We start from the raw sequence: 12,515 nt of genomic DNA on the forward strand, positions 1-12,515 counted from the left end.
GGCCATGCCGCAGCCGGCCATGATCGATACGGCGCCCGGCGGCGACATCATCCTCGATGTCGCCTCCGCCTCCTGCCGCTTCGACGTCTCGGCGCCGGCGCTGTCACGCCTGTTCTCCAAGGAGCCCCGCCGCATCCTGCGCGCGGTCGAGAATGTCTCCTTCACGGTCAAGCGCGGCACCACCTTCAGCATCGTCGGCGAATCCGGCTGCGGGAAATCGACTTTGGCGCGCATGGTCGTGGGCCTGCAGCGGCCGACCCAGGGCATGCTCGATTTCCGCGACATCCGCCGCGCCGATGGGTCGTTCGGCCCGCCGCGCGTGCAGATGATCTTCCAGGACCCCTATGCCTCGCTCAATCCGCGCTGGCGCGTCGGCGACATCATCGCCGAGCCGATCCGCGAATTGAAGCTGCGGCCGGACACCGAGAGCACGCAGCAGCGCGTCGGAGACCTTCTGGAGGTCGTCGGCCTCTCGCGCACCGATGCGAGCCGATACCCGCACGCCTTCTCCGGCGGCCAGCGCCAGCGCATCTCGATCGCGCGAGCGCTCGCGACCGAGGCCGACTTCCTCGTCTGCGACGAGCCGACCTCGGCGCTGGACGTCTCCGTGCAGGCCCAGATTCTCAACCTGATGGTCCGGCTCCAGAAGGAATTCGGGCTGACCTATCTCTTCATCAGCCACAACCTCTCGGTCGTCCGCCACATGTCGGACGATCTCGCCATCATGTATCTCGGGCGTTTCGTCGAGGCGGGGCCGGCCGAGGAGGTCTTCACCCGGCCGCGCCACCCCTATACGCGGCTGCTGCTCGACACGATTCCCGATGTCGAGCGGCCGAACCGGGAGCGTCGGCCGATGTCCGGCGAAGTGCCCAGCCCGATCAACCCGCCGCCGGGCTGCAGCTTCAACCCGCGCTGCTCGCTCGCCGCCGATCGCTGCCGCATCGAGCCGCCGGAACTGCGGCCGATCGGCGGTGTCGAGGTGTCCTGCCACTTCGCCTGAGGCGTGAGGCGACATTCTGGGGACATTGCGCAGCAATGAGCCAGGGAGCCCATGAACACGACATTCCCGTCATGGTCGGGCTTGTCCCGACCATCCACGTCTTCATTCGACGAGGACGGTGTTCAAGACGTGGATGCTCGCCACAAGGGCGAGCATGACGTGGTGGTTCGCGAGCTTTAGCCCACCAGCGTCGCTTCGAGCGTGATCGGCGCCTTGAACAGCTTCGAGACCGGGCAGCCGGCCTTGGCCTTGTCGGCCAGCGACTGGAAGGTCGCCTGATCGGTGCCGGGCACCTTGGCCTTCAGCGTTAGATGGATCGCGGTGATGGCATAGCCGTCATCGAGCTTGTCGAGCGTCACCCGCGCCGTGGTGTCGAGCGCGTCGGCCTTGAGATTGGCCTCGCCCAGGATCAGCGAGAGCGCCATGGTGAAGCAGGCGGCATGTGCAGCGCCGATCAGCTCCTCGGGGTTGCTGCCGGGCTTGCCCTCGAAGCGGCTGGAAAAGCCGTAAGGATAGGCGCTGAGCGCGCCGGTCTCGGTCGAGATCGAGCCCTTGCCATCCTTGATGCCACCTTCCCAATGGGCCGAGCCTGTCTTGTTGATCGCCATGACGCCGTCTCCTGTTCTGGTTCGGATGGGTATGCTGCGCTTGGAACGCTACCCTTTCACAACGGCCCAAGGCGAGTCGGGTTCACCGGTGCCCGCTAGTCAGGAGGACAAGCAGGCTGGATTGCCGTAAGGTCATGGTCCCGAACGCTGGAGGCTGCCATGACCGCATTCAATGCCGTTCGCTTCAAGGTAAAGCCGGGGATGGAGACCGCCTTTCTCGATGCTCATCGCAATGTCGCCGCGGACTGGCCGGGCCTGCGGCATGCGAACATCATTGGGGCCGGAGATGGGCGCTACTGCATTATCGCCGAATGGGAGAGCGTCGAGGCGCTGGCGGAGGCCCGTCCGCAGATGATCGCCACGCTCAACAGCTTCCGTCAGACGCTCGATGATTTGGGAGGCGGCCTCGGCGTCACCGACCCGATCGCCGGATCGGTAGCCTTGTCGCTGAAATAGGCGCGGTCTCCCCAAGGCCGAACGCTTTGCGGCCATGGAGAAAGCCCGCACCGATCGCTCGATGCGGGCCCCAGTATAGATTGGAGCGTGCTGATTTTTCTCGGAACCACGTCGTCATCCCGGGCTTCCCCCGGGATGACGACGGGCCGCGGAGCTCTACGATGGATCCCGGATCAGCGCCGCTGCGCGGATTGTCCGGGATGACGCGGGGGGTTCGTGTAAAATCAACACGGTCCAGTGTCGCGCTGTGCTCAGCGGAACAGCGCCAGCGACTTCGACAGCGTGATCCAGACGCCCCAGGCGATCGGCAGGCCGACCACCGCCCAGGCGAGCAGGGCGCCGCCGTTGAGCCCGCCCTTGCCGATGCCGTGCGAACCGTAATGGGTCGTCGCGCTGGCATTGGCCGACCGCGCCTGCAGGGCGGCGACCTCGGCATCCTTCATGAACCACTTCGTGGCGACCGGCCGGACCAGCAGGTTGCAGAGGAAGCCCAGCACCAGCATGCCCGCGAGGATGTACATGGTGCGGTCATAGACCTGCGCGCGCGGCACGCCGGCATTGATCTGCGCCTCGCGGATGTAGTTCACCACGACAGGGCCGATGATGCCGGCGGTCGACCACGCGGTCAGCAGGCGGCCATGGATGGCGCCGACGAACTGCGTGCCGAACATGTCGGCGAGATAGGCCGGCACGGTCGCAAAGCCGCCACCATACATCGACAGGATGATGCAGAAGAAGCCGACGAACAGCGCCAGCGACCCGGCATGCGCCGCCCAGGGCGAGAGCGCGTAGAGCAGGATGCCGAGCCCGAAGAAGGTCGCGTAGGTCAGCTTGCGGCCGAGCTTGTCCGACAGCGAGGCCCAGAAGAAGCGGCCGACGATGTTGAACAGCGAGAGCAGGCCGACGAAGGCCGCCGCGATGGTGGCGATCTGCGTCTTCTGCCCGGCGTCGAGGGCGGAGAAACCGATCTCGGGCTTGCCGATCAGGGAGCCCGCGAAGATCTCCTGCAGCATCGGCGAGGCCATGCCGAGCACGCCGATGCCGGCGGAGACGTTGAGGCAGAGCACCGCCCAGATCAGCCAGAACTGCTTGGTCTTGTGCGCGTTCTGGAGATGGACATGGCCCGACGTGATCATGGCGTTCTGGGTCGCCGGCGGGGTCCAGCCGTCGGGGCGCCAGTTGGCCGGCGGCACGCGGTAGCCGAAGGTGCCGGCCATCATGAAGACGAAGTAGATCGCGGCCATGGCGACGAAGGTCTGCCAGACGCCGACGGAGGCCGGGGTCTTGAAGGTGTTCATCAGCATGTCGGCGAGCGGGGAGCCGATCATCGCGCCGCCGCCGAAGCCCATGATCGCCATGCCCGTGGCCATGCCGCGCCGGTCCGGGAACCACTTCACCAGCGTCGAGACCGGCGAGATGTAGCCCAGCCCGAGTCCGATGCCGCCGATCACGCCGGAGCCCAGCCACATCAGCCAGAGCCGGTGCCAGTAGACGCCGAGCGCCGAGATCAGCAGGCCGCCGCACCAGCACAAAGTCGAGACGAAGGCCGCCTTGCGCGGGCCGACGCGCTCGAGCCAGCCGCCCCAGATCGCCGCGGAGGAGCCGAGGAACACGAAGAACAGCGTGTACATCCAGCCGAGATCGGCGACCTTCCAGTCGCAGGCCGTGGTGAACAGCGAGCCGATCAGGCCGACATCCGCCGCGCAGGCCACCGGCTTGGTGATGCCGATCGCCTGGCTCAGCGGCAGCCAGAACACCGAGAAGCCGTAGGCCATGCCGATGCACAGATGGATGCACAAGGCCGCCGGCGGCACGAGCCAGCGGTTGAAGCCCGGTTTGGCGATGGTCCGTTCACGGTCGAGCAGGCCGACGCCGCCTCCGACCTGACCGATATCCTGTGCGATGCTCATTCCCCGTTTCCTTTCCCCAAAGCTTCGCTGTCGGGCCGGGTAGGTTCCCGGCTCGTTGCAATCTCCGCGCCGCCCTAAGGCGGCGCCTGGCCCGCTAACCGCCGCGCCCCGGCTTGATCCGCGGCAGCACGCGCCGCAGAAGGGGCGGGAGGTCCTCCGGACGTGCGGCGAAGGCGGCGAGGAAATCCCCGCGCATCCGTGCCGTCCAGAACTGGTTGATGTGATCGGCGACGGAGGCGGCAGCCTCCTCCTCCGGATAGACCTTGAAGAAATCGGCGATCTGCCCGGCCATGCGCCGGAGCTTCGCGACGTTGTCCTCGTGATGATCGGCCGCGTCGTGCCCTTCGGTCAGCGTAGCCTCCGTCATCGGGCGATGGTCTCCGGCTCGGGCGCGAGCGCGCCGGCGAAGACGATGCAGCCGTCGCGCCGCGCCACGGCGGCGAGTGTCAGGCCGAGATGCTTGGCCCGCTCGATCGCGAGCGAGGTCGGCGCGGAGATCGCGACCAGCGTGCCCGCGCCGAAGATCGCCGCCTTCTCGACCATCTCGAACGAGGCGCGGCTGGTGACGAGCAGGAAGCCGTCGCTGGCATCAACTCCGGCGCGCAGCCGCGCACCGATCAGCTTGTCGAGCGCATTGTGCCGGCCGACATCCTCGCGCACCGCGATGACGGTGCCGGCGGCATCGCACCAGGCGGCGGCATGGACGGCGCGGGTGAGCTGGTTCAGCGGCTGATGCTTGTCGAGCGCGGCAAGCGCCGTCTCGATCGCGGAGGCGGCAACGGCACGGGAAGCCCGCGTTGCGGCATCGGCGAGCGGAATCTCCTCGATGGTCTCGACGCCGCAGAGTCCGCAGGAGGTCCGGCCCGACAGATTGCGCCGGCGCGCCAGATGCTCGCGGAAGCGGCCGGGCGCGAGCGTGACGGTGACGATGACGCCCTCGTCCTTCGGCTCGACGGCAATAGTGCGGATTTCGTCGGCGCCGCGCACGATGCCTTCGGTCAGGCTGAAGCCGGTGACGAAGTCCTCCAGGTCGGACGGGCTCGCCATCATCACCGCATAGGGCATGTTGCCGTAGACGATGTTGACCGGCGTCTCGACCGCGACCTCGATCTCGCGGCCGCCCTCGCGCGCCGCGCCGAAGCGCAACGGCTGCGCCGCGACGGCGGCAGAGGCCGGCGGCTGGGCGGGCGCGTTATTCCGCGGCATCGGGCAGGCGCTCCGCGATCCGCCGCAGGGTCACGTCTTCCTCGAAATTCTTCTCCTGCCAGGCGGACCAGGCATTGGTGCGCCGGACCTCGACGGCGGTGACCTTGTATTCCGGGCAGTTCGTCGCCCAGTCCGAGAAGTCGGTGGTGATGACGTTGGCGCCGGTCTTGGCGTGGTGGAAGGTGGTGTAGACGACGCCCGGCTGCATGCGCTCGGAGATCACGGCCCTGAGCGCGATGTCGCCCGAGCGGCTGGCAAGCGCGACGAGATCGCCGTCGCGGATACCGCGGCTCTCGGCGTCGAAGGCGTGGATCTCCAGCACGTCCTCGTCATGCCAGGCGCCGTTCTCGGTGCGCCGCGTCTGCGCGCCGACATTGTATTGCGACAGGATGCGGCCGGTGGTGAGCAGCAGCGGGAAGCGGGGCCCGGTGCGTTCCTCCGTCGGCACGAACTCGGTGATCATGAACTTGCCCTTGCCGCGCACGAAGCGGTCGACATGCATCAGGGGCGTGCCGGTCGGCGCCTTCTCGTTGCAGGGCCACTGCACCGAGCCGAGCTTCTCCAGCTTGTCGTAGGAGACGCCGGCGAAGCTCGGCGTCAGCCGAGCGATCTCGTCCATGATCTCGCCGGGATGGGCGTAGGACATCTCGTAGCCGAGCGCCCGCGCCAGATCGATCGTGACCTGCCACTCGTCCTTGCCGGGGAGCGGCGCCATCACCTGCCGGACGCGGTTGATGCGGCGCTCGGCATTGGTGAAGGTGCCGTCCTTCTCCAGGAAGGAGGCGCCCGGCAGGAAGACATGGGCGTATTTCGCCGTCTCGTTCAGGAAGATGTCCTGGATGACGACGCATTCCATCGCGGCCAGCCCCGCCGTGACGTGCTTGGTGTTGGGGTCGGACTGGGCGATGTCCTCGCCCTGGACATAGAGGCCCTTGAACGTGCCCTCGACCGCCTCGTCCAGCATGTTGGGGATGCGCAGGCCCTGCTCGGCATCGAGCGGCACGCCCCACATCATTTCGAAGACCTGCCTTGTGGCGTCGTCCGAGACGTGGCGGTAGCCCGAGAACTCGTGCGGGAAGGAACCCATGTCGCAGGAGCCCTGCACATTGTTCTGCCCGCGCAGCGGATTGATGCCGACGCCGTCGCGGCCGATATTGCCGGTCGCCATGGCGAGGTTCGCCATCGCCATCACGGTGGTCGAGCCCTGGCTGTGCTCGGTGACGCCGAGGCCGTAATAGATCGCGCCGTTGCCGCCCGTCGCATAGAGCCGCGCGGCGGCGCGGACATCGCCCGCCGGCACGCCGGTGTACTGCTCGCTCGCCTCCGGCGAGTTCTCCTCGCGGGCGACGAAGCGGGCCCAGTGCTCGAAATCGCCGAGGTCGCAGCGCTCGCGGACATAGGCCTCGTCGATCAGCCCTTCGGTGACGACGACATGGCTGAGCGCATTGAGCAGGGCGACGTTCGTGCCGGGCCTGAGCGGCAGATGATAGTCCGCCTTGACGTGGGGCGACTGCACCATGTCGATCCGGCGGGGGTCGGCGACGATCAGCCTTGCGCCCTGGCGGATGCGCTTCTTCATCCGCGAGGCGAAGACCGGGTGGCCGTCGGTCGGGTTGGCGCCGATGACGAGGATGACGTCGGACTTGGCGACCGACTTGAAATCCTGCGTGCCGGCCGAGGTGCCGAGCGTCGTCCTCAGGCCATAGCCGGTCGGCGAGTGGCAGACGCGGGCGCAGGTATCGACATTGTTGTTGCGGAAGGCGGCGCGCACCAGCTTCTGGACGAGGAAGACCTCCTCGTTGGTGCAGCGCGACGACGTGATGGCGCCGACTGACTCGCGGCCGTATCTCGCCTGGATGCGCTTGAACTCGGAGGCCGCGTAGTTGATCGCCTCTTCCCACGAGACCTCGCGCCAGGGATCCGTGATCTTCGCCCGGATCATCGGCTTGGTCATGCGGTCGGTATGGGTGGCGTAGCCCCAGGCGAAGCGGCCCTTGACGCAGCTATGGCCCTCATTCGCCTTGCCGTCCTTGTAGGGCACCATGCGGATGACGCGGTCGCCCTGCATCTCGGCCTTGAACGAGCAGCCGACGCCGCAATAGGCGCAGGTCGTGACCACCGAATGCTCCGGCTGGCCGTATTCGATGACCTTGTTCTCCATCAGCGTCGCCGTCGGGCAGGCCTGCACGCAGGCGCCACAGGAGACGCATTCGGAACCGAGGAAATCGGTCGGGCCCGCGGCGACGCGCGAGTCGAAGCCGCGGCCGGTGATCGTCAGAGCGAAGGTGCCCTGCACCTCCTCGCAAGCGCGCACGCAGCGATTGCAGACGATGCATTTCGACGGATCATAGGTGAAGTAGGGGTTGGAGGTGTCCTTCGCGAGCCAGTTCTCGTTGACCGCACCGTCCTTACCCTCTGCGAAAACATGGTTCTCGCCCTCATAGCCGTAGCGCACTTCGCGGAGGCCCACGGCGCCGGCCATGTCCTGCAATTCGCAATCGCCATTGGCGGAGCAGGTCAGGCAGTCCAGCGGGTGGTCGGAGATGTAGAGCTCCATCACGCCCTTACGCAGGCCCGATAGGTTCTCCGACTGGGTGCGCACGACCATGCCGTCTTCGGCCGGGGTCGTGCATGACGCGGGCGTGCCGCGCCTTCCCTCGATCTCGACGAGGCAGAGCCGGCAGGAGCCGAAGGGTTCGAGCGAGTCGGTGGCGCAAAGCTTGGGGATCTTGGTACCCAGGCTCATCGCCGCCGCCATCACCGAGGTGCCGGCCGGCACCGTGACGCGCTGGCCGTCGATGCTCAGCGTCACCGTCTTCTCGGAGAGCCGGATCGGCGTGCCGTAGTCGATTTCCTTGATCAGGCTCATCGCTGCCTCCTCACTCGGCTGCCATCGCAATTTCTTGCAGTGGGCTGGGAGGACGGTCGAAATCCTCGGGGAAATGGTTGAGCGCGCTCATCACCGGCATCGGCGTCAGCCCGCCCATCGCGCAGAGCGAGGCGTCGGTCATCAGCTTGGAGAGATCGCGCAGCACGGCGATGTTCTTCGGCACCTCGGCGCCGGCGATGATGCGGTCCATCACCTCGACGCCGCGCGTCGCGCCGATGCGGCAGGGCGTGCACTTGCCGCAGCTTTCCTTGGCGCAGAATTCGAAGGCGAAGCGCGCCTGTTTGGCCATGTCGACGCTGTCGTCGAAGACGACGATGCCGCCATGGCCCAGCATGGCGCGCATCGCTGCCAATGCCTCGTAATCCATCTGCACGTCGAGCTGCCCGGCGGTGAGATAAGAGCCAAGCGGCCCGCCGACCTGCACGGCCCGGATCGGCCTCCCCGAGAGCGTGCCGCCGCCCATATCCTCGATGATCTCGCGCAGCGAGATGCCGAAGGCGAGCTCGATCAAACCGCCGCGCCTGACGTTGCCGCCGAGCTGGATCGGCAGCGTGCCGCGCGAGCGGCCCATGCCGTAATCCGCATAGGCCTGTGCACCATGGTCGAGAATCCATGGCACGGCCGCGAAGGAGAGCACGTTGTTGACGATCGTCGGCTTGGCGAACAGGCCCTGCAAGGCCGGCAGCGGCGGCTTCGCCCGGACGATGGCGCGCTTGCCTTCGAGGCTTTCGAGCAGCGAGGTCTCCTCGCCGCAGATATAGGCGCCGGCGCCGAGCCGGACCTCGAGATGGAAGGCGTGGCCGCTGCCGAGAACGGAGGCGCCGATCATGCCAGCGGCTTCCGCCTTGAGGATCGCGCGCTGCAGCGTGCGGAACGCGTGCGGATATTCCGAGCGCAGATAGATGTAGCCGCGCGTCGCGCCGACGGCGATGGCCGCGATCGCCATGCCCTCGATCACGAGGTAGGGGTCGCCCTCGAACAGCATGCGGTCGGCGAAGGTGCCGCTATCGCCCTCGTCGGCGTTGCAGACGATGTATTTCTGGTCGGCCCTGGCATCGTGGACCGTCTGCCACTTGATGCCGGTCGGGAAGCCGGCGCCGCCGCGCCCGCGCAGGCCGGAAGCCTTGACGGTCTGCACGATGTCCTGGCCGGTGAGCGAAAGCGCCTTTTGCAGGCCCGCAAAGCCGCCATGGGCGCGATAATCGGCGATCGAGAGTGGGTCGATGACGCCGACGCGCTCGAAGGTCAGCCGCTGCTGGCGCTTCATCCAGTCGAGCTCTTCGGTCTTGCCGAGGCGCAGCGGATGGGCACCGCCTGTTGCAAGCCCTGCGTCAAACAGCGCCGCGACGTCCTTTGCCGCGACCGGCCCGTAGGCGATGCGGCCTTCCGCTGTCTCGACCTCGACCAGCGGCTCCATCCAGAGCATGCCGCGCGAGCCGTTGCGGAAGATCTCGGCGGAGAGGCCGCGCGCCCCGACCTCGCGGGCGACGGCCTGGGCGACCGCCTCGGCCCCCACCGAAAGCGCGGCCGCATCGATCGGCACGAAGATTCTGACGGGTGCGGCGCTCATGATTGCGCCCTTCCGTGCTGGCAGAGCCCGGCGATGCGGGCGGCGTCGACGCGCCCGATCAATTCGCCATCGACCAGGGCCGCAGGCCCGAGCGCGCAATTGCCGAGACAATACACCGTTTCGACCACGGCGTCGTCGGCAGGCCCGCCATCGACGGCGATGCCGTGCTCACGGGCGAGATCTTCGACCAGCGCCTCGCAGCCGAGCGCCTGGCAGGCTTCGGCCCGGCAGAGCTTGATCACCCGCTGCGGCGGCGGGGCGGCCCTGAAATCATGGTAGAACGAGATCGCGCCATGGATTTCGGCGCGCGAGAGGTTCAGCGCCTCGGCGATCAGCGGCACCGCCTGAGCGTCGACATGGCCGAACTCCTCCTGCAGGGCGTGCAGGATCGGCAGGGTCGCGCCTTCTAGATGCGCGAGGCCCGCGATGATCGAGCGCGCGCTCTCCTGATTCCAGGCGGGGTATCCGGCCATCTTTCCTCCATCCGGCCCGGTTCACCGGGCACATCTTGAGGAAAAGGTGGTCTATCCTGGAATGATTTCAAATCGTTTGTTTCAACTGCATGATAGTCTGGGCCTATCAAACTCGCTTGCAAGCGGAGTGGGATGGCCGCCTGCGCCGGAGAGGCAGTCCGAAAGTTTCGCGGCGGAGCCGTTTTGCGCTGCACAATTCGATGCGGGCTCTAAGACGATAGGTTGAGACTATCGCACGATCGTTCGTCGCGGCAGCCGCGCATCCGTCACCGGCTTCGTCATCATCAGCAGGTTGCGGGCGAGCGGCGCGACGGGCTGCCGGTCGGCGACGATCAGGCCGATCGTCCGTTGCGCCTCGGGCTCGACCAGCGACAGTGCTTTCGTTCCGAGCGGCACGCCGAAGAATTCGAGCAACTGCAGCGAGACGATGCTGGCGACGCCCTGGATGCCGGCATGGGAGCAGAGATTGAAGATCGAGTTGGTCTCGATCATCGGCCGCGGCGCGGTGCCGACCGAGCGGAAAATGCCGTCGATGATGCGCCGGTTCTGCATGTCGCCGGTGAGCAGGCAGAGCTTGTGCTCGGCCGCCTCGGCCCAGCTGATGGTGTCGCGCGGGCCGAGCGGGCCGTCCTCGCGGGTCAGCAGCACATAGGATTCCTGGTAGATCGGCTTCGAGATCACCCGGTCGAGCGGCTCGTTGTCGAGATAGGTCAGCCCGACATCGAGCTCGAAATTGTCGATGCCCTCCTGGATCTCCTGCGAGGTCAGCGACAGCACGGTCAGCGAAACCGCCGGATAGCGCTCCGAGAATGGCGCGGTGATGTGCGCGATCATCGGCAGCGCGGTCGGGATCGCGCCGAGCCGGATGCGCCCGGACACGCCCTCGCGCAGCTCGGCGATGGAGTCCTTCATGATCTCGGCTTCGGCCAGGATGCGGCGCGCATGGGCGAGCACGACCTCGCCCTCCTTGGTGAAGCCCTGGAAGCGCCGGCCGCGCTCGACGATCATCACGCCGAGCTCCTCCTCGAGCTGCACGATCGCCGCTGACAGAGTCGGCTGCGAAACATGGCAGGCTTCGGCCGCGCGGCGGAAATGCTTCTCGCGGGCGAGCGCGTCGAGATAGACAAGCTGGCGGATGATCATGGCGTCGTTTCGGATGCGGCTGATGTCGCCGCGGCCGCCGAGCATCGGCATAGCCGGCGCCGCTTGCAAGCGCTGCGGTTGCAGCCGTGCAAACAGGCTGTTGCTGCAGCGGCAACACCCGGAGAATTGCGCCCGGGCAATGGCGCTCCTAACTGCGTCTGGCCGGGATGGCCGGCAAGCAACGGGCCGTAGCAGGCCTGGGGATGATCATGGCGCAGGAACTGGAATTCGGGCTCGACACCTTCGGCGACGTCACCCATGGGGCGAACGGCAAGCCGTTGCCGCATGCGCAGGTGATCCGCAACCTCGTCGACGAGGCGGTGCTGGCAGACAGCGTCGGCATCGACTTCATCGGCGTCGGCGAGCATCATCGCGCCGATTTCGCAGTTTCGTCGCCCGAGACCGTGCTGGCGGCGATGGCCGCGCGCACCAGCCGCATCAAGCTGGGCTCCGCGGTCACCGTGCTGAGCTCGGACGATCCGATCCGCGTCTTCCAGCGCTTCTCGACGGTGGACGCGCTCTCGAACGGGCGTGCGGAGGTCATCCTCGGGCGCGGCTCCTTCACGGAATCCTTCCCGCTCTTCGGCTTCGACCTGCGCGACTATGAAAAGCTCTTCGAGGAGAAGCTCGATCTCTTCGCCGCGCTGCTGCCGCAGGAGCCGTTGACCTGGCAGGGCTCGATCCGTCCGCCGCTGAAGGACCAGCTGGTCTACCCGCCGGTGGAGCACGGGCCGCTCAAGACCTGGATCGGCGTCGGCGGCAGCCCGGAATCGGTGGTGCGGGCGGCGCGCTACGATCTCCCGATGATGCTCGCCATCATCGGCGGCGATCCGCTGCGCTTCAAACCCTTCGTCGATCTCTACCATCGCGCCTATGCGCAGCTCGGCAAGCGGGCGAAGCCGGTCGGCGTGCATTCGCCGGGCTATGTCGCGGCCACCGACGAGCAGGCCAGGGAGGAGTTCTTCCCGGCCTACAAGCAGATGCGGGACCGCATCGGCGCCGAGCGCGGCTGGCCGCCGATGGGCCGAGACGAGTTCGAGCAGGAGGTCGCGCGCGGCTCGCTCTATCTCGGCTCGCCCGAGACGGTGGCGCGCAAGATCGCCGCGACCGCCAAGGGACTGGGCATCGCCCGCTTCCAGCTGAAGTACAGCGCCGGCCCCCTGGCGCATGAACGGATGATGGAATGCATCAGGCTCCATGGCGAGAAGGTCGTGCCGCTGGTGCGGGAGATGTTGGCGTAGAGCGTTCGCAAAGGCCGT

At 67.2% G+C, this 12,515-nt stretch carries 11 protein-coding genes; 3 read left to right on the plus strand and 8 right to left on the minus strand.

Annotated features, from left to right (window positions below):
• Positions 1–19 precede the first annotated feature (19 nt).
• Positions 20–1,000 carry an ABC transporter ATP-binding protein gene (locus NWE53_RS22940; RefSeq protein ID WP_265054989.1) on the plus strand — a complete coding sequence of 327 codons (981 nt, stop codon included), beginning with the start codon at positions 20–22 and terminating at the stop codon, positions 998–1,000.
• Between the two features lie 176 nt (positions 1,001–1,176).
• On the opposite strand, the gene NWE53_RS22945 is transcribed toward NWE53_RS22940, so the two are convergent.
• On the minus strand, positions 1,177–1,608 hold the full coding sequence (locus NWE53_RS22945; protein WP_265051644.1) for an OsmC family protein: 432 nt from the start codon (positions 1,606–1,608) through the stop codon (positions 1,177–1,179).
• 159 nt (positions 1,609–1,767) lie between these two features.
• On the opposite strand from NWE53_RS22945, the gene NWE53_RS22950 reads away from it, so the two are divergent.
• On the plus strand, positions 1,768–2,064 hold the full coding sequence (locus NWE53_RS22950) for an antibiotic biosynthesis monooxygenase family protein (RefSeq protein ID WP_265051645.1): 297 nt from the start codon (positions 1,768–1,770) through the stop codon (positions 2,062–2,064).
• Positions 2,065–2,315: 251 nt separating this feature from the next.
• Here the strand turns inward: NWE53_RS22950 and NWE53_RS22955 are convergent, their stop codons facing one another.
• The 7 genes from NWE53_RS22955 to NWE53_RS22985 all read right to left on the minus strand — a co-directional run bounded on the left by NWE53_RS22955 (position 2,316) and on the right by NWE53_RS22985 (position 11,307).
• On the minus strand, positions 2,316–3,974 hold the full coding sequence (locus NWE53_RS22955; protein WP_265051646.1) for an OFA family MFS transporter: 1,659 nt from the start codon (positions 3,972–3,974) through the stop codon (positions 2,316–2,318).
• A 94-nt stretch (positions 3,975–4,068) separates the two neighbouring features.
• Positions 4,069–4,341: a formate dehydrogenase subunit delta gene (locus tag NWE53_RS22960; protein WP_265051647.1), complete on the minus strand. Its 273-nt coding sequence runs from the start codon at positions 4,339–4,341 to the stop codon at positions 4,069–4,071.
• Complete coding sequence (fdhD, locus tag NWE53_RS22965; protein WP_265051648.1) at positions 4,338–5,180, minus strand: formate dehydrogenase accessory sulfurtransferase FdhD; 843 nt, start codon at positions 5,178–5,180, stop codon at positions 4,338–4,340. The genes NWE53_RS22960 and fdhD overlap by 4 nt, the downstream gene beginning before the upstream one ends.
• Positions 5,167–8,049, minus strand: coding sequence for a formate dehydrogenase subunit alpha (gene fdhF / locus NWE53_RS22970; RefSeq protein ID WP_265051649.1), 2,883 nt, complete (start codon positions 8,047–8,049; stop codon positions 5,167–5,169). The genes fdhD and fdhF overlap by 14 nt, the downstream gene beginning before the upstream one ends.
• 10 nt (positions 8,050–8,059) lie before the next feature.
• Positions 8,060–9,640, minus strand: a complete 1,581-nt coding sequence (locus NWE53_RS22975) for a formate dehydrogenase beta subunit (RefSeq protein ID WP_265051650.1) — start codon at positions 9,638–9,640, stop codon at positions 8,060–8,062.
• Positions 9,637–10,113: an NAD(P)H-dependent oxidoreductase subunit E gene (locus NWE53_RS22980; RefSeq protein WP_265051651.1), complete on the minus strand. Its 477-nt coding sequence runs from the start codon at positions 10,111–10,113 to the stop codon at positions 9,637–9,639. Before NWE53_RS22980 ends, NWE53_RS22975 begins: the two co-directional genes overlap by 4 nt.
• Before the next feature lie 228 nt (positions 10,114–10,341).
• On the minus strand, positions 10,342–11,307 hold the full coding sequence (locus tag NWE53_RS22985) for a LysR family transcriptional regulator (protein WP_265051652.1): 966 nt from the start codon (positions 11,305–11,307) through the stop codon (positions 10,342–10,344).
• A gap of 158 nt (positions 11,308–11,465) precedes the next feature.
• Between NWE53_RS22985 and NWE53_RS22990 the strand changes: the two genes are divergently transcribed.
• The gene (locus NWE53_RS22990) at positions 11,466–12,497 is read left to right on the plus strand and encodes an LLM class flavin-dependent oxidoreductase (RefSeq protein ID WP_265051653.1); all 1,032 of its coding nucleotides are present in this window, start codon (positions 11,466–11,468) and stop codon (positions 12,495–12,497) included.
• Positions 12,498–12,515 lie beyond the last annotated feature (18 nt).

Source organism: Bosea sp. NBC_00550 (genome assembly GCF_026020075.1).
Classification (GTDB): Bacteria; Pseudomonadota; Alphaproteobacteria; order Rhizobiales; family Beijerinckiaceae; genus Allobosea.